Here is a 22,732-nt window from a genome sequence, read left to right as displayed (position 1 = left end):
CCACGGTGAAATTAGCCTGAGAAGAACGTCCGGCACGCCGCCGGTCCAGTTCTTCCAGGAGGCAGCCATGGCGAAGTTCATGGACGTCCACCACGGCATGAAGGGGATCACCGCGGAGCAGCTCCGCGAGGCGCACGACGCCGACCTGGCGATCCAGGGCGAGGAGAGCGTCACTTTCGAGCAGGCGTGGGCGGACCCGGAGTCGGGCCTCGTCTACTGCCTGTCGGACGCGCCCAGCGCCGAGGCCGTACAGCGCATCCACGAGCGGGCCGGCCACCCGGCCGACGAGATCCACCCTGTGCCGCTGGTCGTCTGACCATCCGGACCTCACGATCCGGACCACGGCTCAGGAGCCGTGCAGGCCCTTGACCGTGTCCATCAGCCGGGCGAGGACCTTGCCGCCGGAGACGCGCACGCCGTCGTGCTCCCACTCGTTGGTCACCCAGGCCCGCACGTTGCCGACCGCGCGGGCGGTCTCCATGGACAGGCGCTCGTCGACGTACATGTCGTCGTAGTAGACGGCGGCGGCCACCGGGACCCGGTTGGCGGCCAGCCGTACCGGGTCGTAGAGGGCGGGCCAGCCGCCGTCGGCGGCGAGGATCTCGGCGGCCCCCCTGAAGGGGCGCAGAGCCGCGATCTCGTCGAACATCCAGGGGTAGATCATTTCCCCGGTGGGCAGCAGCGGGCGGGCGTCCTCGGCGAACTCCTCCGGCAGCAGGCGGTGCGCCGCCCACGCGGGGGCCGCGCCCTGGGCGTAGATCGGCTCGTGCAGGACCGCGTAGAGCGGGTTGCCCACGAAACCGGTGGCCGTCATGACCTCGTAGCGGAAGGCGGCCGACAGCTCGTCCCCGGTCCACGCCTCGTCGAGCAGCCAGTGCAGGTATTCGGCTCCGTCGCCGGTGCCCAGGGACATGCCCAGCGTCTGCAGGCGGCGCACGGTCAGCCGGTCCCCGTCGGGCAGGAGGACCTTCTCCCGGCTCAGGTGGTCGGCGATCGCGTCCAGCCGGGCGCTGTCGCCGGGGTAGCGGGCGAAGAAGCGGGCCGCCTTCTCGCGGACCCTGGGGTAGGTGCGGGAGTAGACGTCGCCGGCGGTGGCCGTCAGACCGGGCAGGCCGCCGGTGACGTAGCAGGCCCTCAGCCCTTCGGGTGCCCGCGACAGGTAGGTGAGCGTGATGAACCCGCCGTAGCTCTGGCCGAGGATCTCCCACGGCCGGTCGTCCCCGCAGAGCCGCCGCCGGATCAGCTCGGCGTCGGCGACGATCGCGTCGGCCCGGAAGTGCCTGAGATAGGCGGCGATCTCCTCATCGGTCGCGGCGGCGGGCCCGGACGAACCGGCGGACCCGGCAGCGGGAGCGGGAGCGGGAGCGGGAGCGGGAGCGGGAGCGGGAGCGGGCCCGGCGGTGGGAGCAGATCCGGCGGTGGAGACGGATCCGGCCCGGACGGCGGCCCCGGCCAGGGTGGCGGCCGTGACCGGAGTGCTCCGGCCGGTCCCCCGCTGGTCGAGCAGGAGCACCCGGTGGGTCTTCAGCGCGTGTCCCAGCCAGCCGTCGGCCCCCCTCGGCCGCGGGGCCTTGCCGCCCGGACCGCCCTGCAGGAAGAGCAGCCAGGGCAGATCGTGGTCCCGCCGGCCCGGATCGACCGCTTCCCGGGCGAAGACCTCGATCGTCGGCCCGCCGGGATCGGCGTGGTCGAGGGGAACGGCGAAGACGTGGTCGGTGAGCTCGACACCGGGCAGCTGGACGGTCACCCGCGAAACGGTACCCGTTCGCGCCTCTCCCGATGACGCGGCCACTCCCGGGCCCGCCGGCGCGCCCCCGTCACCTGGACCGTCCGCGCCAACCACTGATACGCTCCCAAGCGAGCGCTTGGTTTCGTACGGTTCGCCGTACCCGGAGCGCGGCACGGGACACACCGAGACGACCGCCAGGGGACGCCGATGAAGTTCTCGACCTTCCACCTCTTCCACCGGTTCGACGGCCAGAGCTTCAAGGACGTCTACGACTACCACCTGGAGCTGGCGGAACTCGCCGAGGAGCTGGGGTTCACCGGGGTGCGACTGGCCGAGCACCACTTCCGCGACTACGGGGTCGTGCCCAACCTGTTCACCATGCTGTCCCACCTGGCCGCCCGGACCGAACGGCTCCGCCTCGGCACCGGGATCGTGGTCCTGCCGCTGCACAACCCGGTCCACGTCGCCGAGGAGGCGGCCATGGTGGACCTGCTCTCCGGCGGACGGCTGGAGCTGGGCATCGGGCGCGGCTACCAGAGCTTCGAGTTCGAGGGCTTCGGCATCGACCTGGCCGAGGCGCGTGACCGGTTCAACGAGGCGCTGGAGGTGATCCTCGGCCTGTGGACCAACCCGGTCTTCCGCTACGACGGCAAGTTCTACCGGACCGGCACCGAGGTCGAGCTGGTCCCCCGGCCCGCGCAGAGCCCGTACCCGCCGGTCCACGTGGCGGCGGTCTCCCCCGAGACCGTGACCATGTACGCCGAGCGCGGCCTGCCCGTCCTCGCCGACCCCGCGGCGCCGTTCCGCAAAGTGGTCCAGGCGGCCGAGACCTGGCGCGAGACCGCGGGGCGGGCCGGGCACGACGTGGCCGCGGCGGAGCTGGTCGTCGCCCGCAGCGTCTACGTCGCGCCCACCGTCGAGCGGGCCCGCGAGGACCAGGCCCGCTTCGAGGCGATGTTCGACCGGGCCCGGATCTTCAACGAGAAGAGCGCGCCGATCGACCCGAAGACCGGCAAGGCCGCCCAGGGCTTCGAGTACTACCAGGACCGCTATCTCAAGGGCGGCTCGGTCTCCAACGACTTCCGCTGGGAGCAGCTGGAGGTCATCGGCGACCCGGAGCGGGTGATCGGCCAGATCAAGCTCCTGGAGGAGGCCGGTTTCGCCAACCTGCTCTGCGACTTCGGCAGCACCCGGCCGATGCCGCTGGACGAGATGAAGAAGGTCATGCGGTTCTTCGCCGCAGAGGTCATGCCCGCGTTCCAGTAACCCCCCGTCCCAGGAGGCGCGATGATCCACCAGCTGACCCTGTCCGACGTCCTCGCCGAGCACGCCCGCAGCCGCCCGCAGGTGACGGCCGTGGCGGACGGCGAGGTGCGGCTCACCTATCCCGAACTCGACGAACGGGTCACCCGCCTGGCGAACGCGCTGGCCGCGCGGGGGGTCACGGCCGGGGAGCGGGTGCTCTGGCTCGGTCAGAACGCGCACGCGGTGCTGGAGCTGCTGCTCGCCTCGTCCCGGCTGGGCGCGATCTTCTGCCCGGCCAACTGGCGGCAGTCGGCCGACGAGCTGTCGTTCGTCCTGGAGGACCTGACGCCGAAGGTCGTGGTCTGGGAGCGGTCCGAGGCCGCCGCCCCGCTCAGCGGGGACGGCTGGATCCTCGCGGGCGCCGACTACGAGGCGTTCCTCGCGGGCGGATCCGCCGAGGCCGTCGCGGAGTTCGCCGACGACACGGCTCCCGTCCTCGCGCTCTACACCGCCGCCTTCGACGGGCGCCCGAACGCCGCCCTGCTCAGCAGCGCCGCGCTGGTCGCGCACAGCGCCTCGCTGCTGGTCGTCCGGCAGATGGAACCGGGGTTCACCTTCCTGAACAACGGCCCGCTCTTCCACGTCGGAACGATGATGTTCTGCCTGGCCACGCTCCAGATCGGCGGGACCAACGTGTTCACCCCCGCGTTCGACGCCGAGGAGGTCTGCCGCCTCGTCGACGCGGAGAAGGTCACCCAGGCCTTCCTGTTCGGGCAGATGATCGACGCCGTGGTGGCCGCGAACGCGGGCGGCAAGTACGACCTGTCCTCGCTGCGCTTCGTCTCCCACTCCGACGAGTGGGACGCGATGATCACCGTGGACGACTCCCCGTGGTGCCGCTCCAAGATGGGCGGGTACGGCCAGACCGAGGTGGGCGGCATGCTGACCTTCCTCGGCCTCGCCCCGGGCGCCGCCGGGTTCGCCGGGCGGCCCTCGCCGCTGGTCCAGGTCCGGCTCCTGGACGACTCCGGAGCCGAGGTGCCGCCGGGCGAGGCGGGCGAGATCTGCGCGCGCGGCAAGTCGCTCTTCTCGGGATACTTCAACCGCCCGGAGCTGAACGCGGCCAAGACCCGGGGCGGCTGGCACCACACCGGGGACCTCGGCCGCCGCGAGCCCGACGGCACGATCACCTTCATCGGGCCCCGGCTCCGCATGATCAAATCGGGGAACGAGAACGTCTACCCGGCCGAGGTCGAGCGGGCGCTGAAGACCCACCCCGCCGTCGCCGACGCCGCCGTGATCGGCGTCCCCGACGAGAGGTGGCACCAGGCGGTGAAGGCGGTCGTGGTGCTCAAGGAGGGGCGGGCCGCCTCGGCGGAGGAGATCGTCGAGCACGTGAAGGGGGCGCTCGCCTCCTACAAGAAGCCCCGGGACGTCGTCTTCGCCGAGTCCATCCCGAAGAGGGGGTTCACCCCGGACTACGACGCCATCGACGCCGCCCACGGCGGCGGCAACTACCCCGGTTCCTGACCGCGCCGGATCCCGGCCGCCGGGGCAGCCGGGCCCGGGCCGGTCCACCGGGCGGCTGCTCCCCGGACCGGCACTCAGGACACCTCCCGGGGGCGGCCGTCAGGACGGCCGGCCCCGGAGCGGGGCGCGGGTCACGCCGCCTCGGCGCCGTGACGCACGCCCCCCTCCAGGTTGTCGATGAGGTCCGTGGTGTGGCGCAGCAGCTGACGGGCCAGCTCGCGGCTCTCGCTGATGGCCACCTCCCACATGTCCCTGTCGGCGTCCTGGCGGCGGGCCATCACCACCAGCGCGGAGGTGGACGACAGGGCGATCAGGAAGCCGTGGGTCAGCAGCGGATGGTCGTCGGGCAGGTTCGCCCCCCGGACCCGCCAGTTGCTGTGCTGCGCCACGTCGGAGCCCAGCACCAGCGTCAGCGGGCAACGGGCCAGCAGGATGCGGTAGACGACCGCCAGCTCGGTGTTCCAGCTGTGGTTCTCGGGCATCAGGAACCCGACGACCGGGGGCACCGGGGACTGGGCGAGGGGACCGGCCATGGTCAACGTGATGGTGTTGACCTCGTCCCAGGCCAGCCCGCTGGAAACGTGCGCGCCGGACTGGACGGCCAGGTCCCAGAAGGACACGTCGTCGTCGCCGGAGACCTCGCGCAGGCGGATGGGCGCCTTGGGCATGGACAGGCTGTCGGGCAGCGCGCCGGGACGGCCGTGGAAGTATCCGCGCTGGTAGTTGCCGCCCAGGCTGCGGCCCATCATGAAGCCCGACTGGTCCTCGACGTTCTCCACCAGCAGCGTCGCCCCGGTGTGCTGCACCTCGCCCAGCGCCGCCGCCACCGCCTGGCCGGCGTACGCCCGCCCGTAGGTGAGCAGGTGGTGGTCGAGCTTGACCACGTCGGGCTCCAGCACCGGCAGCATCGCCATGCCCGCCTCGCTGAACTCGATGTCGCCGATCGACACGCCCCACCGCGCGGCGCGGGCGCGCCGTACCGTCTCCAGCACCTGCCGGGGGTAGCGGCCCATCGCGTCGCCGGAGAGCTCGACGAGCACCCGGAGTTCGCGGGTCGCCTCCCACACCGTCGGGAGCAGGTCCTCCGGGCACTCCACGATGAGCGAGTCGGAGGCGACGTTGACGAACAGCGACACCGCCCCCGGGAACCGGCGGGCCAGCATCTGCCGGAACGCCTCGGCGCGGCAGATCCAGTCCAGCTCACCGGCGCGGCCCACCGCCCGCGCCGCGGAGAACAGCCGGTCCGGAGCGCGCAGCGGCGAGTTCTGCGGGCCGCGGCTGAGCGCCTCGAAGCCCACCACCTGGTTGTGGACCACGTCCAGCACCGGCTGGAACTCGACCTCCACCATCCGGTTGTCGATGATCCAGTTGATCAGGTCGGTGTGCTGGGTGATCCCCAGCGCGTGCTCGTGCGGTATCCGTGCCGAAGGGATCGCGTCCCGCCCCGGCGCGGAGTCCCGCGGCGGCACGACCAGGGCGCCGGAGACGGGCGAGGAGGCGGAGCCGGGCCCGTGACCCGGCGCGGAGTTCGCCGACCCCCCGCCCGCGCCGAGGGCCTGCCGCGCCTTCCCCCACAGCGTGGGCTCCGAGCGGGCCGGAACCGAGCCAGGCGGACCCTCCGGACGCTCCCAGAGAATCCACCGAGCAGAACGGTCTTCTGACATGGTCGGGCCCCCCTCCTCGGGGACATGGGTGCCGGGGAAACGGTGACTCCGCACGCCATCCGGTGGCACGTTTCCGGTGACCGCGGGGCAGGTTCTGCCTGCGTCGTCTCATCGACCGCGCCCGTTCCCATCTGACCCAAAACGCATGGAGCGTCACGGAAGGCGACCATCAGCCGGTCCGGACCCCGCCTCAGAGGATCGCCAGGGGGTTGATGGGGCTGCCGGTGCCCCCCTCGATCCTGAGGGGGGCGGCCACGAAGACGAAGTCCCTCCCCGTACGGCCCGCGCAGGCCTCGCCCAGCTCCTCCAGCCAGAGCATCTCCGCCAGGTGGACGCCGTGCCGCCAGAGCAGGATCAGGTGAAGGTCGTCCTCCAGTCCCTCGTCGGCCAGCTGGCGGGCGTTGAGGCCGCCGATGGCCGCGTTGTCGGAGGCGACCACGGAGACGTCGCGGGCGGCGAGCCAGCGGCCCGCGCCGGCGGACAGGCCGGGCTGGCCCGACCAGTACTCCTGCGGGGACCTGTCCCAGGTCAGCGGCCAGCCGGTGCGGATCACGACCGCGTCGCCGGGCCGTACGTCGTCGCAGATCTCGGCCAGGAGCTCGCCGGGGACGCGGAAGTCCGCCGGGAGGTGGTCGAGGCCCAGGTGCCTGGGGACGTCGAAGAGGATCCCCCGGGCCACGACGCCCCCGGCGTGCTCGATGCCGCAGCGGGTCGCGCCGTACGATCTGACCCGGGCGGCGGGGTGGCCGTTGTAGAGCTCCTCCCCCGCCCACATGTGGCACAGCGCGTCCATGTGTGTGGTCGTGCCGTGCGGGGTGATGACGACGGCGTCGTCGGCCATCCGGAGCCCGGCCCCGATCGGGCGGGTGCCCGCCGCGTAGTCGCCGCCGTCGACCGACATGAAATGCTGCGGGAGCGGGCGGCCCCGCAGGTGGGGGATCGTCGCCGGGGCGGCGGAGGAGGTGGCCCCCCTGATCGGCATCGCCAGGCTGAGCACCTGCCCGGTGACGGCCGAGGCGAGGGCGGCCAGGACCGCGGCGGGCGTCAGCAGGTTGAGGGTCCCGCGCTGATCGTCTGGGCCGAAGCGGCCCCAGTTGTTAGGCTCGTAAACCAAGCGATTGCTCACTTTCTTGAGAACGTAAAGGCGGGCCATGACGGCGGATGACGAGGTCCGGGAGCACCCCGGCACGAAGACGAGCGGGCGGTGCGACCCCCGCTTCTCCCGCGTCCGCGAGGTGTTCGACAGGCACTTCGCCGACGGGGCGGAACTGGGCGCGGCGTTCGCGGTCCACCTGGACGGCGAGGCGGTCGTGGACCTGTGGGGCGGCGTCGCCGACCGGCGTACCGGGCGCGCCTGGGAGCACCACACGCCCGCGCTGGCCTACTCCTGCACCAAGGCGGTGACCGCGACGGCCGCGCTGCTGCTGGCCGAGCGCGGGCTGCTCGACGTGACCGCGCCGGTCGCCGACGTCTGGCCGGAGTTCGGGCAGCGGGGCAAGGAGCGGATCACCGTCGAACACCTGTTCACCCACCAGGCCGGGCTGCCGACGGTCGAGGAACCGGTCCCGGTGGAGGAGTTCGAGGACCACGCGGCCATCGCCGACCGCCTGGCCCGCCAGGAGCCGATCTGGGAGCCGGGCACCGCGCACGGCTACCACGCCCTGACCTACGGGTTCCTCCTCGGCGAGGTGATCCGCCGGGTGTCGGGCAAGAGCGTCGGCGAGATCGTGGCCACCGAGATCGCCGGGCCGCTGGGCCTGGAGCTGTGGCTCGGGGCGCCGGACGACGTGGTGGCGCGGGCGGCCCGCCTGTCCGCCGGGGACCGCGCACGGCCGGGGGGCGCGGGGGCATCCGGTACCGCCGGGACATCCGGGACTTCCGGGGCTTCCGGGGCTTCCGGGGCTTCCGGGGTCGGGGAGCCGCCCGCCCCGGCGGAGACCGACGCCGGGGCGCCCGCCTCCCCCGTCGTGGCCGAGCTTCCCGGCCGGGGAGCCGGCGACCCGCTCTACGAGATGGCCAGGGCGTCCCTGGACAAGGACAGCCTGATGAACAGGGCCCTGGGCAACCCGGCGGTCCACAAGCTGTCCGGAGGCGCCAACCACCCGGTCGTCCTGCGGGCGGGCTGGCCCGCGATGGGCATCGTCACCACGGCCCGGGGCCTGGCCGGTTTCTACCGGGAACTGGTCGCCGGGCGGATCCTGCGTCCCGAGACGCTCCGCGACGCCATGCGGCGCCGCGTCAACGGACCGGACCGGGTGCTGTTCGTCGACAGCTCCTTCGGCCTGGGGTACATGCGCCCGGCTCTGACCTTCCTCACACCCGCCCGGGGCGCCGAGACCGCCTTCGGGCACACCGGCATGGGAGGCTTCCTCGGCCTGGGCGACGTGGAGAACGGGCTGGCCATGGGATACACGATGAACAAGATGGCCAACGCCGTATCCGGCAGCATGCGCGCCTACCACCTGGCCGAGGCCGTCTACGACGCGCTCGGACGGGAAGGCCGTTAGCGCGGGGGCGCACGTTCCCGGCGCCGTCCGGGCGTGCGCCTCCCCGCCGGTGATCGCCTGCGCGTACGGCCACGCCGCACGCTTCACCGCACGCCGGTTCACCGCACGCCGGTTCAATGCATCGTGACGCCGCCGCTGACCGACAGGGTCTGGCCCGTGACGTAGGCCGCCCTGTCGGTGCAGAGATAGGCGACGAGCCCGGCGACGTCCCCGGGGCTGCCCAGGCGGCGCAGCGGGATGCCTCTGGCGATCTTGTCGACCAGCCCCGGCTTCTCGGCGTCGATCCTGCGCAGCATCGGGGTGTCGGTCGGCCCGGGACAGACCACGTTCGAGGTCACGTTCCCCCGGGCCGCCTCCCGGGCGAGGGTCTTGGCCAGACCGAACAGGCCCGCTTTGGTCGCCGCGTAGGCGCCCTCGCCCCCCGATCCGGCCCTGGCCCCGTCCGAGGAGATGAAGACCAGCCGTCCCCACCCCCGCTCGACCATGCCGGGCAGGAGAAGCTTCGTCAGCAGCATCGGGGCCCGCAGGTTGACCCGCCACATCAGGTCCCAGTTCTCCGGGTCGCTGGTGACGAACGGCTCCACGATCGACACCCCGGCGTTGTGGACCAGGATGTCCACCGGCCCCGTCCGGGCGCAGAACGCCTCGATGGACGCCGGATCCGCCAGATCCACCGGCAGGTGCGTGGCGCGCGCCCTCGCTCCGCTCGGACCACCGGGAACCGGCGCGGCGGAGGAAAGCGTGCCCGGCGACACGGGGAACGCATCGGCCGGCGCGGCAGAGGAGGACGTACCCGGCGATGTGGGGAACATGTCGGTCAGGGCGGCGGCGGTCTTGGCGGCGGCGGGCTCGTCGATGTCGGCGACGATGACGTGGGCGCCGAGTGAGGCGAGGTCGGAGCAGATCGCGGCGCCGATGGCGCCGCCCCCGCCGGTGACGACGGCCGTCCGGCCGTCCAGGCTCAGGCCGCGCATCGTCCCCACGCCTCCACGAGGTCGGCGGAGGTCACCCGCGCGGCCAGCAGGCTGACGGTGTTCTTCAGCACGGCCTGCGCGTAGTCGTCCGGCACCCCGGCCACCGCGTCGGTCACCACCGCCACCCGGTATCCCAGGTTGACCGCCTCCAGGGCGAGGCCGGGGATGCCGAGGTTCAGCGAGAGCCCGGCGGCGACGACGGTCGAGACGCCGAGGGAGCGCAGGGTCATGTCCAGCGAGGTCCCGGTGAACGGGGAGAAGCCGTGGTAGCGGCGGGACTCCAGATCCCCCGGGCCGAGCAGGGCGGGCAGCACCTCGACGGCCCCGGTGCCCTCCAGCATGTGGGCGGGGTCCTTCAGCAGGGCGGCGATGAAGGGGCAGTTGCCGGTGTGCGACCCGGCGCGGTCGGCGCGGAAGGCGGCGGTGCAGTGGATCACCGGGATCCCGGCGGCGCGGGCCGCGGCCAGGACCGCGGCGGCCCGGGCGACCACGTCGCGGCGCTCGCACACCTCCACCAGCTCCGGGAACCGCGTCAGATCGCCGGCGACGCCGCGTTGCATCTCCATGACCAGCACCGCGGTACGGCCCGGCGCGGCCATGGACCCCAGATCGACCGGCATCCGACCTCCCCACCCCGCACTCGGATTAAACACGAGCGCTTGCTTGGTTACCGGCAGAGCGTAGCACGACGGAAACCGAATGATCGTCCACTCATCGTGACATCCACGTCGCATACCGCCAAAGTTCGCTAAGCATGACAACCGACCCCAGGGGTGAGACCGTCGAACATGGCGAGGGCACTCGGAAGGGGACTCAATTGGTTCCGGGATACCGCGAGGTTCGGGAGCTCGGCACTGGGGGCGGCGGCCGCGTCGTGCTGGCCACCTACACCGAGACCGGCGCCTACGTGGCCATCAAATACCTCAACGCCACCCTGAAGGACGATCCCGGCTTCCTGCGGCGGTTCCGCCGCGAGGCCCGGGTCATGGTCGAGCTCGACGACCCGAACGTCGTCAGGCTGTACGAGTACTACGAGGACGTGCTCGACGCCGCGATCGTGATGGAGCTGGTCGACGGCGTGCCGCTCCGCAGGATCCTCGCCGGGCGCCGCACGACGAGTCCGGAGGCGGCCCTGGCCGTGCTCAAGGGCTCGCTGCTGGGCCTGTCCAAGGCCCACGCGCTGGGCGTCGTGCACCGCGACTGCAAGCCGGAGAACGTGCTGGTCCAGGCGGACGGGGCCAGCAAGCTCTCGGACTTCGGCATCGCCGTGCCGGCCGGGGAGGCGGACACGCCCGCGGGCACGCCTCCCTACCTGGCGCCCGAGCGGTGGTCCGGGCGCCCGGCGGACCCGGCGTCCGACGTCTACGCCGCCGCCTGCGTGTTCTTCGAGTGCCTCACCGGGCGCGCGCCGTACCGGGCCGACCGCCCCGCCGCGCTGGCGCACCTGCACCGGACCGCGCCGGTCCCGGTGGAGGCCGTCCCCGACCCGGTACGGCAGCTGGTGGCGCGCGGCCTGGCCAAGGACCCGGCGGACCGGCCGCCGACGGCCCGGACCTTCCTCGCCGAGGTGGAGGTCGCCGCGCTGGCGGCCTACGGGCCGCAGTGGGAGCAGCGCGGGCGGCGCCACCTCGCCGAGCTCGCCACCCTCCTCGCCCTGACCTTCCCGCTGGCCAAGCCCGCGCCGAAGGCGGGCGCCTCGGTCGCCCGGACCGTGCTGGACCGGATGGGCAGGCTGCGCCATCCCCGGCGGCCGGGGACCCGGCTGGTGGCCTCGGCCGGCGTGATGACCGTCGCGGTCGCGATCGCGCTGATCTCCGCCGGGCGGCCCAACGGCCCGCTCGCCTCGGACAGGGTCTTCACCCCCGCACCGGGGATCCCCGGGGCCGACCGGGCCGGCGCGCCGCGGGGAACGACGGAATCCCCGCCGCCGGGGCCGCGACGGTCCCGGAACGTCGCGGCCGACGGTCCCGCGCCTCCGGAGGAGACCTCCACCGCGGCCACCGGCTCCAACCGCTCCCCCGCCACGGCGGAGAACGGCTCACCGGCCGCTCCCGCGAGGCCCTCCGCCCCCGCCACCCGCCCGGGCACACCCCCCGCCCCGACCGGCCGCCCGTCCTCGCCCCCTTCCTCCTCCCCGACCGGCACGCGCGCGCCCACCCCCCCGGAGCCGACCGGCCCCGGCCACACGGTCAGCGGCCTGGCCGTGGCCGGGATCGACGGGGAGGGCGCCACGATCGCCCTGCGCGCGTCCACCACGGCGGAGGTCGTCCTGACCGTCCGGTTCGCCGAGGGCCCGGCCCCGGACCGGCTGACCGAGGCACCTTCGCGCACCCTCACGCTCTCCGGCTCCGAGACCTACGTCCAGGTGGTCGCGCACCGCTTCAGCGCCCCGCCCTGCGGGCAGACCCTCGTGCGCCGGGTCACGGTCTCCACCTCCCCCCAGGCCCCCGACGGCGCGCACGAGCTCACGGCGGAGGCCACGGGCGAGCCCTGCCAGAGCCCCGACCCCACGGGCGGGACGTCGGGCGGCCCGGAGGCGGGCGGGGACCCGGACGGGGAGCCGGACGGCGACGGCGGACGGGATCCGGTGGACGAACCCCCGCACGACCCGACGGAGCCGGACGGCCCCGGCGGGTACGACACCCTGTGAGCCCGCCCGGCGCGGCGTTCGCGAGCCCGCCGGGTGCGGCATCTTGTGAGTGAACCAAGCGTGCGCTAGCTTGACGATCGATGGCCAGTGACACGCTCTCCTACTGGGATGCCTGCCGCCGCGGCGAGCTGCTCATCCAGCGCTGCGCGGCCTGCGACCGGCGGGTCCATCTGCCCGCGCCCGAGTGCCCCCACTGCGGCGGCGCCGACCTCCCCTACGAGCCCGTGTCGGGCGAGGGGACCGTCCACACCTTCACCGTGGTGCACCGTTCGTTCGTGCCCGAGTTCCGGGGGCGGGAGCCGTACGTGCTGGCCTGGATCGACCTGCCCGAAGGGGCGCGCGCGTTCGGGCGGGTCGTGGACTGCCCGCCCGAGCGGGTGCGGATCGGCATGCCGGTGCGCGTGACGTTCATCGACGACCTACCCCAGTGGAGACCAGCGTGAGCAAGCTCGGCAACGTCCTCGTCCCCGTCGACGACATGGAAGCGGCGATCGCCTTCTACGCGGGCACACTGGGCCTGACGATCAAATTCCGCGACGGCGACCGGTTCGCGGCCCTGGACGGCGGGGGAGCCACGGTGGCGCTCGTCACGGCCGCCGAGCAGGTCGCCGGGGCGGCCACCGCGCCGTCCTACAAGGTCGACGACGTGACGCGGGCCGTGAAGGAGCTGACCGGGGCGGGCGCGGAGGTGGTGCGCGAGGCCGAGGCCGGGCCGCACGAGACCCGGGCCGTCCTGCGCGACCCGTCGGGCAACGTCTTCGTCCTCTACTCGCCCCTGCAACCGTGACGGCTCCCCGCCCCGGCCGGTCCCGTCCCTCCTCGCCGTAGCCCCCTCTCCCCGTCCCCCAGCCGGAGTCATCATCGGCACGGCCCACCGCGGCCGCCCCAACCCCCGTCCCCCCGTCCCCGCCGGAGGCCACAATGGCGCGATCCCCCTACGGCAACTACGCCTACGCCATCCTCACCGCCAACGCCCTGCGCACCCCGGACCGGGTGGCGCTGACCTACTGCGGCACACAGAGCTTCACCTACGAGCAGCTCAACCGGGTCGTCAACCGGCGCGTCCACGCACTGACGGAGGCCGGGGTCGAGCCGGGACGGCGGGTGGCGGCGCTGCTCAACGAGACGCTGCACGTGGCCGAGGTCTACCTCGCGGCGGCCAAGCTCGGCGCGGTCACCGCGGCGCTCAACCCCTACTGGCCGGTGGAGACCCTCCAGGCGGTCGTCGCCGCCTCCGGCGCCACCGCGTTCGTCTACGACTCGACGGTCGAGCAGACCGTGGCGCAGATCAAGCCGGAGCTGCCCGGCGTCACCACCTGGATCAAGGTCGGCGGGCCGGGCCAGGACGCCGTGGACCTGGACGCGCTGAGCGCGGCGGCCTCCGAGGAGGAGCCGGAGCCGGGCGCGGCCGGGGACGACCCGCTGGCGCTCTACTACACCTCCGGGACCACCGGCCTGCCCAAGGCCGTGGTCCACACCCACGCCTCGTCGCTGGCCACCGCGCAGATCTGGCTGGACGTGCCGCGCTCGGAGGAGTCGGTGCTCGGCACCGGCGCGATCATCTGGGGGATCGGCTTCCCCGCCCTGGTCGGACCCGCGCTCTACGCCGGGATGCGGCTGGTGCTGGAGCAGGACTGGGGACCGGCGAACTTCCTGAAGGTCGTCCCCCGCGAGAAGGTCACGCACGTCTCGCAGATCCCGTCGTTCTACGCCGCGCTGCTCGGCTCCGACGACCACGCCTCCGCCGACCTGTCCTCGCTGCGGGTCATCATGCTCGGCGGCGAGCCGCTCCCGGCCGCCCTGCTGGCCCGGATGAAGGAACGGCTGCCGGACGCGGGCGTCTACTGCTACTACGGCCAGACCGAGGCCCCCTACACCTGCTTCGGCCGGGTCGACGACGGCAGCACCCCGCTCGGTTCGTCCGGCCGGGCCCGCACCGGCAACGCGGTACGGATCACCGGGCCGGACGGCGCCCGGCTGATCGGCGAGACCGGCGAGATCAACCTGGCCGGGCCGCACCGGATGACCGGATACGACGGGCTGCCCGACAAGACGGCCGAGGTCCTGCGCGGCGGCTGGTACGTCGGCGGCGACCTGGGCGTGCTCTCCGAGGACGGCAACCTGACCGTGCTCGGCCGCCGCGAGGACGCCATCCTCAAGGGCGGCCTCTGGTCGCAGCCCTCGGCGATCGAGGAGGCCGCGGTGGCGCTCGACGACGTCGCCGAGGCCGGAGTCGTGGGCGTGCCCGCGCACGTCGAGGGCGCCGGGGCGGTCGAGCAGAAGATCCTGCTCGCGGTGGTCCCCCGTTCCGGTCACTCGCTCGACGCCTCGAAGATCGCGCTCGCGCTGGACGACTCCCTGCCGGGGCACCAGCGGCCGGACCGCATCGTGATCACCGACGAGCTGCCCCACTTCCAGGACGCCTCCGGCGGTCCCGGCAAGCTGCTGCGCCGCGAGATCCGCGAGAAGTACCAGCACCTGGTCGACTGAGCGGCCGATCGCCGGGGGTTCCCGGCCGGGAGAGCCGGCCGGGGCTCCCTTTCGGAAAAAGAAGGACCCCTCGCCGCGAGAGAGGACCGGATGATCCCCGAGCATGAGGTCAAGGCACTGCTGCGCGAGACCGGGGTGGCGGTGCCGCGCGGCGTCGCGGTGGCCGTGTCCCGGGAGACGGTCGCACCCCGAGACGGGATCGCACCCCGAGAGGGGGTCGCCCCCGGGGAGACGGTCACATCCCGGCAGGCGGCCATGCCCGGGGACGGGGCGACCGTGCCCGCGGGGACGGCGATCGCCCTGGCCGCCGAGATCGCCGAGGCGGCCGGGGAGCTGGTTCCCCCGCTGGTCCTCAAGGCGTACGGCCCCGATCTGGTGCACAAGTCGGACGCCGGCGCGGTACGGCTGGCGCTCGGTGACGCGGCCGAGGCCGGCGCGGCGGCGGCCGAGATGCTGCGGGCCCTCCTCAACCAGGGCATAACACCCGACGGGTTCCTGGTCGAGGAACAGGCCGCTCCCGGGATCGAGCTGATCCTGGGCATCGTGGACGACCCCGGGTTCGGGCCGGTGCTGCTGACCGGGCTGGGCGGCGTCTGGACCGAGGCCATGCGCGACACGGCCCTGCGGCTCTGCCCGGTCTCCGAGGCCGACGCCCGGGAGATGCTCGCCTCCCTGCGCGGCGCTCCCCTGCTGGAGGGCTACCGGGGCCGCCCGGCCGTGGATGTGGACGCCCTGGTCGAGCTGCTCGTCACGGTCGGCGGGCCCGGCGGACTGTGGGAGCGGCTGGAACTCGGCGAGTTCGAGCTGAACCCGGTGATCGCCACGGAGAAGGGCGTCATCGCGGTCGACGCCCGCTACATCCCGGCCGACCCGGCACACCCCCGACACCCGCCGCCCACGGTCCCTCCCGGGCCGGGGGTGACGGACTTCGCGGCGTTGTTCGAGCCGCGGGCGGTGGCCGTGGTGGGGGCGTCCACGAGCAGGCCGAACTTCGGGAACATGTTCCTGGAGTTCTACAAGACGACCGGGGTGCCGCTGGTGGCGGTGCATCCGGAGGCGGACGCGATCGACGGGGTGCCCGCCGTGCCGTCGCTGGCCGGGGTCGAGGCCGACTACGCGCTGGTCGCCGTGCCCGCCGGAAAGTGCGCCGAGGTCGTACGGCAGGCCCGCGGCATCCCGTTCGTCCAGGTGATGAGCGGCGGGTTCGGCGAGGCGGGACGGCCCGACCTGGAGGCCGCGCTGATCGGGGCGGCGGCCGAGGCCGGGACCCGGCTGCTCGGGCCGAACTGCATGGGCGTCTACAGTCCGCGCGGCCGGCAGACGTTCGTCGGCGGCGAGCCCGGGCCGCCCGGCCACGTCGCGCTGATCTCGCAGAGCGGCGGGCTGGCCGGAGAGGTCATCAAGGTCGGCGAGCGGCGCGGGCTGGCGTTCAGCCGGGTGGCGACGGTGGGCAACTCCGCCGACGTGACCCCGGCCGAGCTGCTGCGCTGGCTGGCCGCCGACGAGCAGACCTCGGCCGTCGGCATGTACCTGGAGGATCCCCGGGGCGGCCGCGCCCTGTTCGAGGCGCTGATGTCCGTGCGGGGACGGCTTCCGGTGGTGCTGCTGGTCGGCGGCCGGAGCGCCCAGGGCCGGCGGGCCGCCGCCTCGCACACCGGCGGCATGGTCGGCGACGCCCGGGTCTGGCGCTCCCTGGCCGACCAGACCGGCGCCACCCTCGTCACCGGCCAGGACGACCTGATCGGCGCCCTGTCCTTCTTCCAGTCCCACGCCGCCCGCCTCCCCGCCGCCGGCCCCGGCGAGGACGCCGGGGTGCTGGTGGTGGGACCGAGCGGCGGGGCGAGCGTGCTGGCCGCCGACGTCTTCGACGGGGCCGGGCTGTCGCTCGGAGCCCTGCCGGGGGCAGCCCTGGACGGGCTGAAGGCGCTGGGGGTCGGGGTGGGAAGCTCCCTCGCCAACCCCCTGGAGATCCCGGTCGGCCCTCGCGGGCGGGCGGATCTCGTGCGGGAGGCCGTCGGGGCGATCGTGGCGCGGCGGCCGTACCCGGACGTCGTGGCGCACGTCAACGTGCAGAGTTTCTTCACCTACGGGACCTCCGCCGATCCCCTCTACGCCTACACGCGCGCCCTGGCCCGGGCCCAGGAGGAGCTGCCCGGCGTGCGGGTCACCCTGGTCACCCGGAACGGCGAGTGCGCGCCGCACGGGGTCGAGGACGAGGTCCGCGTGATCGCGGCGGGGGCCGGGATCCCCGTCTACCGTTCGATGGAGGCCGCGGCGGTCGCCGTCGCCGCCGCCAGGCGTTTCACCCGGGGCATCCGGACCGTTTGAGTCGCCCGAGTCATCCGAGGAGCTTGAGATGGGTCTGCTGGACGGCAAGGTCGCACTGATCACAGGGGGTGCCCGCGGCATGGGCGCCTCCCACGTGCGACTGTTCATCGAGGAGGGCGCGCGGGTCGCGTTCGGGGACGTGCTGGACGAGGAGGGCAAGGCGGTCGCCGAGGAGACCGGGGCGCTCTTCGTCCACCAGGACGTGACGCGGCCCGAGGACTGGCAGCGGGCGGTGGACGCCACGGTCGAGGCGTACGGCAGGCTCGACGTCCTGGTCAACAACGCCGGAATCCTGAAATTTCGTCGGATCGCGGATATGACGCTGGAGGAGTACGACCGCATCCTCGACGTGAACCTCAAGGGCACCTGGCTCGGGATCAAGTCGGTGATCGAGCCGATGAAGGCCGCCGGGGGCGGCGCGATCGTGAACATCTCCTCGGTCGAGGGCTTCATCGGCGCCGAGGGCATGTCGGCCTACGCCGCCTCGAAGTTCGGCGTGCGCGGCGTCACCAAGGCCGCCGCCCGCGAGCTCGCCCGGTTCAAGATCCGGGTGAACTCCGTGCACCCCGGCGCCATCGACACCGCCATGGTCGCGGATCCGGAGATCGCGGCCGAGGTGGACGCCGAGGCGTTCTTCAAGTCCATGGTCATCAAACGCTTCGCCAAGCCGGTCGAGGCCTCCCACGTGGTGGCGTTCCTGGCCTCGGACCGGGCGAGTTACTGCACGGGCAGCGAGTTCACGGTGGACGGGGGAATGCTCACCGGCGCCGGTTACTGAGCCGGTGGAACACTCGCCGTCCCCGGCACCGGACACCGGGGCCGGGGACGGCCGGTCGGCAGGCACGACCGACGGGGCGGCCCGCGCGGACGGTCCCGGCCCGGGTGCGCTGAGATCGTCCGGACGCGTTTACCCCGGGGACGCCGGGGAAGGCGCTGCGGATGTTACGGACGACTGTGACGGCCGCAGCTGTGCTCGCCGGGCTGCTCGCCGTACCCCCACCCTCATCCGCCTCATCCGTTCCCCCTCCTCCCCCCTCCGCCTCTCCGGCGATCCCGCCCTCCACCCACGCCTGCGCCGCGGCCACGCAACGGTGCGAGGGGCGGATCTCGGTCCCGCTCGACTGGGACGACCCGGGATCAGAGCGGATCGACGTGGCCTTCGCCTGGGTTCCCAGGAAGGGCGCGACCTCCACCGTCCTGGCCAACCCCGGCGGGCCGCTGCCCGCCCTGCCGATGCTCCCCATGCTGGAGCGGACCGTCGACCGGCAGAACCTGCTGGTCGTCGAGCCCCGCGGGCTGGGCGAGTCCAGCCCGCTGAGCTGCCCGGATCTGGATCTGAATCGTCCGGAGACCATCGCCTCCTGCGCCGGGCAGGTAGGCGCCCGGGGCCGGTTCTTCACCACGGATCAGGCCGTCGCCGACATGGACGCCGTCCGGAAGGCGCTGGGCGTGCCCGAGGTGACGTTCTACGGCATCTCCTACGGAACCGTGTTCGCCCAGGCCTACGCCGCCCGGTTCCCGGAGAGCACCGCCGGGGTGTTCCTCGACAGCCTCGTCCCGGTGCGGAAGGACGGCTACGCGATCGAGCCGATCCGATCCCGCACCGACCTGCTCGGGCTGACCTGCCGGTCATCCCGCGACTGCGAGGCGACCTGGTCGGCGCTCGTCCGGCGGCTGCGCGACCGGCCCGACGCGGAGATCTCCCTCAAGACGCTGTGGAGTCTGCTGCCCCGCCTCTCCGAGCCGGTGTTCGGACGCGAGCTCAACGCGGCGGCCACCGCCTACCTGCGCGGCGACCCGCTGCTGCTGCGCCGGCTGGCCGCCGCTGCCGCCAAGGCTCCGACCCAGCCGCTGCGCGGACCCCAGTTCGCCGGAATGCTCGCCTACAAGTGCGGTGACGCGAAGTTCCCGTTCGACCGGGACGCGCCGGCCGCCGAACGGCGGCGCCAGCTCGACCGCTTCTACGCCGTGAAGCGGCCGCTGCGGCCGTTCACCGTGGCGGAGGCCGGCGGCGTGACCGGGTGGGCCGACTGGTGCGTCCACTGGCCGACCCCGCGGAAGAACCCTCCGGTCCCGCCCCGCGCCGACCATCCCGACGTGCCGACCGCGACGGCGGCCGGGGACTACGACACCCACACCCCCGCCGAGGTCGCTCGGCGCTTCCCGCACGGCTCCCTGCTGCGCGTCGTCGGCGGCGGTCACAGCACGACGCTCAGCGTGCCCTGCGCCCGTGAGGCGTTGCGCGCCTTCCTCGCCGACCCCGGCGAGCCGCCCCGATCGTGCGATGCCCGGACGTACCGCCCGATCGCGTCCTTCCCCCGGACGGCGGAGGACCTGCCGGAGGCCGGCGGCCTCGACCGCCGCGTCGTCGCCGCGTTCGCCACGGCGGCCGACGCCGTGGTCAGGCGGAATCCGGGTTCGGGATCCTACCGGCCGCTGAAGGAGGAACCCGGCCTGCGCGGCGGGAAGCTGGTCTTCGACGACGGAGCGGCGGTCATCCGCCTGGAGGACGTGCGCTTCGTGAACGATGTGGCGGTGAGCGGCCAGATCTCCCTGGGACGCGACGGGACCGCGACGGCCCGGCTGACCGCCGGCGGCGCCGAGGTGACTCTCTCCTGGCCCGCCTTCCGGCCGCTGGATCCCGTCCCGGTCTCCGGCAGCCTCGGCGGACAGCCCTTCACCGCGCGGATCCCCGTCTGAGGGAATCCGCCGTCCCCCGAGGGAGCCGCCGTCGCGGCGGCGGGCTCCCGAGGGGGACGGCCACCGGGGAGGTCCGGCGGCCCGTCACGCGGGATCGAACCGGCCGACCCAGTCGGAGGGGGTGATGAACAGGCCGGTCGCCTCGACGAGCACCGTCCCGTCGGGCAGGGCGATGCGGCCGTCGACCCAGCTCTTGCGCCCTTCCGACCGGGTGTGCTCGGCGGTGGCCAGCAGCGGCTCGCCGTACGGCACCGGCCTGCGGTAGCGGACGCTCAGCGTGCCGGTCATCCCGGCGGACCCGGCCACCGCGGCGGCATGGCCCAGCAGGTGGTCCATGATCATCGCGGTGACGCCGCCGTGGACCCAGCCGGGCGGGCCCTCATGGGAGGGTCGGAACGCCAGCTCGGCGCGGACCGTGCGCTCGGGAGTGCTCTCGATGATCAGCGGGAGGGCGTGCGGGTTGACCGGACCGGCCACCGCGTTGCCCACGTGCCGGGGGGTGCCGTCCGGGCCGATCTCGAACGGCTGAGGCGAGGTGCGCCGGAGCGCGCGGAGGCGTCCGGTCAGGGCGGCCAGCTCGGCGGTGACGGAGGTGATCTCGTCCTCGGGGACCTCGGTCAACACGACCGCGTCGATCAGCTCGCGGGTCTGCTGGCCGAGCGCGGCCAGCGCGGCCTGGCGGGCCTCGGCGTTTCCGGCGGAGGCGAGGTCGATCGTCATGCCGCCATAATAGAACACGTTCTACAGAATCCCGTTCGGACGGCCCTTTGACAACGGACATCTGTAGATCTTTTTGCCTGTTGCGGCGTTCAGGTAAAAGGCACATAAAGGCCGCTGACGTGGGCTTTTACCCCTTCCCTCCGATCCTCGAGGGCCTTAGCGGGCGCTTTGATCCGTCTTGACCTGTTCTTTCCTCCGGGTAGCCTCCCTGCCCACGGAAGACAACAGGCCAATGGTGCCGCCACACGCGCCCCGGTCGTCCCTTCGGATCGACCCGCGTGAACGCGCCATCGTTCGACCCAACCTCTTTACAGCCCGGTCGCGGGGCGGCGCGACCATGCCTTGCGGGCTCCCAGAGGTTCCGAGGTTCCCCACTTCCCATGATCCCTGAGATGCAGAAGTTCATCGAGCTGCTGGAGAGCGAGCTCGGATACTCCGAGAAGAGCGGCGGCTACACCAAGTTCGGTGACTGGTACGGCAAGACCGTCGAGTTCGACGCGGACTACTCCGGGGCGCCCTGGTGCGACATGTACCTGTCCTGGGCGGCCAAGAAGCTCGGCTACGAGGACTGGATCGGGCAGTTCGCCTACACCGTCTACCACGCCGAGTGGTTCCGGGATCAGGACGCCTGGGGCACCACGCCCAAGCCGGGGGCCATCGTGTTCTTCGACTGGGGCGGCTCCCGCGAGATCGACAACATCGACCACGTCGGGATCGTCACCAAGGTGGACGGCGGGACCATCCACACCATCGAGGGCAACATCGACGGCGGTGTCGCCAAGCGCAAGGAGCGCGACACGGGCAAGGTCGTGGGGTACGGCTACCCGGAGAAGATCAAGGCCCGGCTGGACGAGGAGGCGGCCGAGCAGCAGGAGGTCAGCGCCTCCACGGCCACCTCCACCGCGCCGGACAACTTCGTGGCCCTGCTCCCCCGGCCCGACCTGCTCTCGATCCTCACCACGCCGACCCTCGTGGACGGGCAGGCCGACGCGGAGCAGGAGTCCGCCTCCGGCGCGACGACGGCCGCGACCGGAGAGGAGACCGCGAAGGCTCCCGGCACGGAGACCTCCGGCGCGAAGTCCACGCGGGCGGAGTCCACCGAGGCGGTCTCCGCGAAGGGCACCGGGACGGCCCCCGCGACGGCCTCCGGACCCGAGACCGGCGAGTCCGCCGCGGCCACCGGGACCTCCTCGTCCTCCGGGACCACCAGCGCGGCCACCGCCCGGCCGCAGGTCTCCGCCGGCCGCCCCGCGACCGGCAAGCACGCCAAGCCCACCACGGCGGACACCGCCTCCTTCACCGCGACCCCCACCGCGGTGAGCGCCGACCTGGCCACGACCGCCACCGATCTGAGCACCCCCGCCATGATCGGCCCGGTCCTGATCGCCGCCGCCGCGATCATCGCCCACGCCAAGGCCAAGCAGTCCGGCCTGCGCCTCGCCTTCGCGGGAGGCGCGCGCGGCGCGAAGGGCGCGGAAGACGCCGCACGCCCGTCCCCCCGCACCGCCGGCTCGCACCGCTCCGGCGGCCGCCGGGCCCCGGGCCGCCGCCGCGCCACCCGGAACACCTCCCGCAACACCTCCGTGCTCCTCACCGCTCTGACCGCTCCCGAGCTCGTGGACGCCGGTTCCGCCGTCACGGAGACGTCCGTCACCCGCGAGTCCCACGCTTCCCAGAGCACTTCCCTCACCCGGGAATCCTTCGCCACCGAGAGCTTCTCCCTCACCGGAGAGGACGTCGCCCCCCGCAAGCCCCTCTCCGCGCCGGAAGCCCTCATCACCTCGGGCCTCTCCACCGCACGGGAGCTCCCGGCCTCCCCGGAACCCTTCCTCAGGGAAGGAGCCTCCGCTGTCCAGAGCCTTCCCGCCGAACGACCCCGGCTCCCCTACCAGGGCAGACGCCGTATCCGGGAGCGGCCGGTCGTGGAGTCCTCGACCTTCACCCAGGACGCGCCCCTGCGCGGCCGACGGCACCGGCGTTCCGAGTCCACGACCTTCGTCCAGGACGCGCCTCTGCGCGGGCGGCGCCACCGGCGGACCGAGCCTGCCGTCAGCACGACCATCCCCTCCGCGCCCGTTCCCGCTCCCTCCCCTCCCGCCTCGTCCCGTCCCACCACATCCGTCGACCTCCCGGCCCTCGGGGACTATCGGGGACGCCGCCGCAGGGAGGCGGTGCCCGCTCAGGCCCGATGACCG

Annotated in this window: 18 protein-coding genes; 12 read left to right on the top strand and 6 right to left on the bottom strand. The window is 73.4% G+C overall.

The features are described 5' to 3' along the window. Window positions 1-67 precede the first annotated feature (67 nt). The gene (locus Plo01_RS35525; protein WP_203895161.1) at window positions 68-316 is read left to right on the top strand and encodes an SCO4226 family nickel-binding protein; all 249 of its coding nucleotides are present in this window, start codon (window positions 68-70) and stop codon (window positions 314-316) included. Between the two features lie 30 nt (window positions 317-346). Here the strand turns inward: Plo01_RS35525 and Plo01_RS35520 are convergent, their stop codons facing one another. After that, window positions 347-1,747, bottom strand: a complete 1,401-nt coding sequence (locus Plo01_RS35520) for an alpha/beta fold hydrolase (RefSeq protein WP_203895160.1) — start codon at window positions 1,745-1,747, stop codon at window positions 347-349. A gap of 189 nt (window positions 1,748-1,936) precedes the next feature. Here Plo01_RS35520 and Plo01_RS35515 point away from each other — a divergent pair, with 189 nt between their 5' ends. Then, window positions 1,937-2,995: an LLM class flavin-dependent oxidoreductase gene (locus Plo01_RS35515; protein ID WP_203895159.1), complete on the top strand. Its 1,059-nt coding sequence runs from the start codon at window positions 1,937-1,939 to the stop codon at window positions 2,993-2,995. 21 nt (window positions 2,996-3,016) lie between these two features. After that, the gene (locus Plo01_RS35510; protein WP_203895158.1) at window positions 3,017-4,504 is read left to right on the top strand and encodes an AMP-binding protein; all 1,488 of its coding nucleotides are present in this window, start codon (window positions 3,017-3,019) and stop codon (window positions 4,502-4,504) included. 131 nt (window positions 4,505-4,635) lie between these two features. On the opposite strand, the gene Plo01_RS35505 is transcribed toward Plo01_RS35510, so the two are convergent. Continuing rightward, a complete protein-coding gene (locus Plo01_RS35505; RefSeq protein WP_203895157.1) occupies window positions 4,636-6,168 on the bottom strand; it encodes an EAL domain-containing protein in 1,533 nt (510 codons plus the stop codon). Window positions 6,169-6,358: 190 nt separating this feature from the next. Further along, window positions 6,359-7,282: a cyclase family protein gene (locus Plo01_RS35500; RefSeq protein WP_203895156.1), complete on the bottom strand. Its 924-nt coding sequence runs from the start codon at window positions 7,280-7,282 to the stop codon at window positions 6,359-6,361. 37 nt (window positions 7,283-7,319) lie between these two features. Between Plo01_RS35500 and Plo01_RS35495 the strand changes: the two genes are divergently transcribed. Beyond that, a complete protein-coding gene (locus Plo01_RS35495) occupies window positions 7,320-8,675 on the top strand; it encodes a serine hydrolase domain-containing protein (RefSeq protein ID WP_203895155.1) in 1,356 nt (451 codons plus the stop codon). A 113-nt stretch (window positions 8,676-8,788) separates the two neighbouring features. Here Plo01_RS35495 and Plo01_RS35490 read toward each other — a convergent pair whose 3' ends face one another. Together Plo01_RS35490 and Plo01_RS35485 are read right to left on the bottom strand one after the other, a co-directional pair. Then, a complete protein-coding gene (locus Plo01_RS35490; protein ID WP_203895154.1) occupies window positions 8,789-9,649 on the bottom strand; it encodes an SDR family NAD(P)-dependent oxidoreductase in 861 nt (286 codons plus the stop codon). Further along, window positions 9,637-10,269: an isochorismatase family protein gene (locus Plo01_RS35485; protein WP_203895153.1), complete on the bottom strand. Its 633-nt coding sequence runs from the start codon at window positions 10,267-10,269 to the stop codon at window positions 9,637-9,639. Before Plo01_RS35485 ends, Plo01_RS35490 begins: the two co-directional genes overlap by 13 nt. Window positions 10,270-10,466: 197 nt before the next feature. Here Plo01_RS35485 and Plo01_RS35480 point away from each other — a divergent pair, with 197 nt between their 5' ends. The 7 genes from Plo01_RS35480 (at window position 10,467) to Plo01_RS35450 (ending at window position 19,817) form a co-directional block, all read left to right on the top strand. After that, a complete protein-coding gene (locus Plo01_RS35480) occupies window positions 10,467-12,299 on the top strand; it encodes a serine/threonine-protein kinase (RefSeq protein ID WP_203895152.1) in 1,833 nt (610 codons plus the stop codon). An 80-nt stretch (window positions 12,300-12,379) separates the two neighbouring features. Beyond that, on the top strand, window positions 12,380-12,742 hold the full coding sequence (locus Plo01_RS35475; protein ID WP_203895151.1) for a Zn-ribbon domain-containing OB-fold protein: 363 nt from the start codon (window positions 12,380-12,382) through the stop codon (window positions 12,740-12,742). Beyond that, on the top strand, window positions 12,739-13,086 hold the full coding sequence (locus Plo01_RS35470) for a VOC family protein (RefSeq protein WP_203895150.1): 348 nt from the start codon (window positions 12,739-12,741) through the stop codon (window positions 13,084-13,086). The genes Plo01_RS35475 and Plo01_RS35470 overlap by 4 nt, the downstream gene beginning before the upstream one ends. Before the next feature lie 134 nt (window positions 13,087-13,220). Further along, window positions 13,221-14,789, top strand: a complete 1,569-nt coding sequence (locus Plo01_RS35465) for a class I adenylate-forming enzyme family protein (RefSeq protein ID WP_203895149.1) — start codon at window positions 13,221-13,223, stop codon at window positions 14,787-14,789. Window positions 14,790-14,879: 90 nt separating this feature from the next. Then, a complete protein-coding gene (locus Plo01_RS35460) occupies window positions 14,880-17,117 on the top strand; it encodes an acetate--CoA ligase family protein (RefSeq protein WP_307837424.1) in 2,238 nt (745 codons plus the stop codon). A 28-nt stretch (window positions 17,118-17,145) separates the two neighbouring features. Further along, entirely contained in the window at window positions 17,146-17,895 is a 750-nt protein-coding gene (locus Plo01_RS35455; RefSeq protein WP_203895148.1) for a glucose 1-dehydrogenase, read from the top strand. 176 nt (window positions 17,896-18,071) lie between these two features. Further along, entirely contained in the window at window positions 18,072-19,817 is a 1,746-nt protein-coding gene (locus Plo01_RS35450) for an alpha/beta fold hydrolase (RefSeq protein ID WP_203895147.1), read from the top strand. Window positions 19,818-19,901: 84 nt separating this feature from the next. Here Plo01_RS35450 and Plo01_RS35445 read toward each other — a convergent pair whose 3' ends face one another. Further along, window positions 19,902-20,537 carry a PaaI family thioesterase gene (locus Plo01_RS35445; protein ID WP_203895146.1) on the bottom strand — a complete coding sequence of 212 codons (636 nt, stop codon included), beginning with the start codon at window positions 20,535-20,537 and terminating at the stop codon, window positions 19,902-19,904. Window positions 20,538-20,929: 392 nt separating this feature from the next. Between Plo01_RS35445 and Plo01_RS40695 the strand changes: the two genes are divergently transcribed. Further along, complete coding sequence (locus tag Plo01_RS40695; protein ID WP_239317700.1) at window positions 20,930-22,729, top strand: CHAP domain-containing protein; 1,800 nt, start codon at window positions 20,930-20,932, stop codon at window positions 22,727-22,729. Window positions 22,730-22,732 lie beyond the last annotated feature (3 nt).

Source organism: Planobispora longispora (assembly GCF_016863135.1).
In the GTDB taxonomy this organism is placed as follows: Bacteria; Actinomycetota; Actinomycetes; order Streptosporangiales; family Streptosporangiaceae; genus Planobispora; species Planobispora longispora.
The sequence above is the reverse complement of the archived record's forward strand: the minus strand, read 5'-3'. Positions and strand labels throughout refer to the sequence as shown.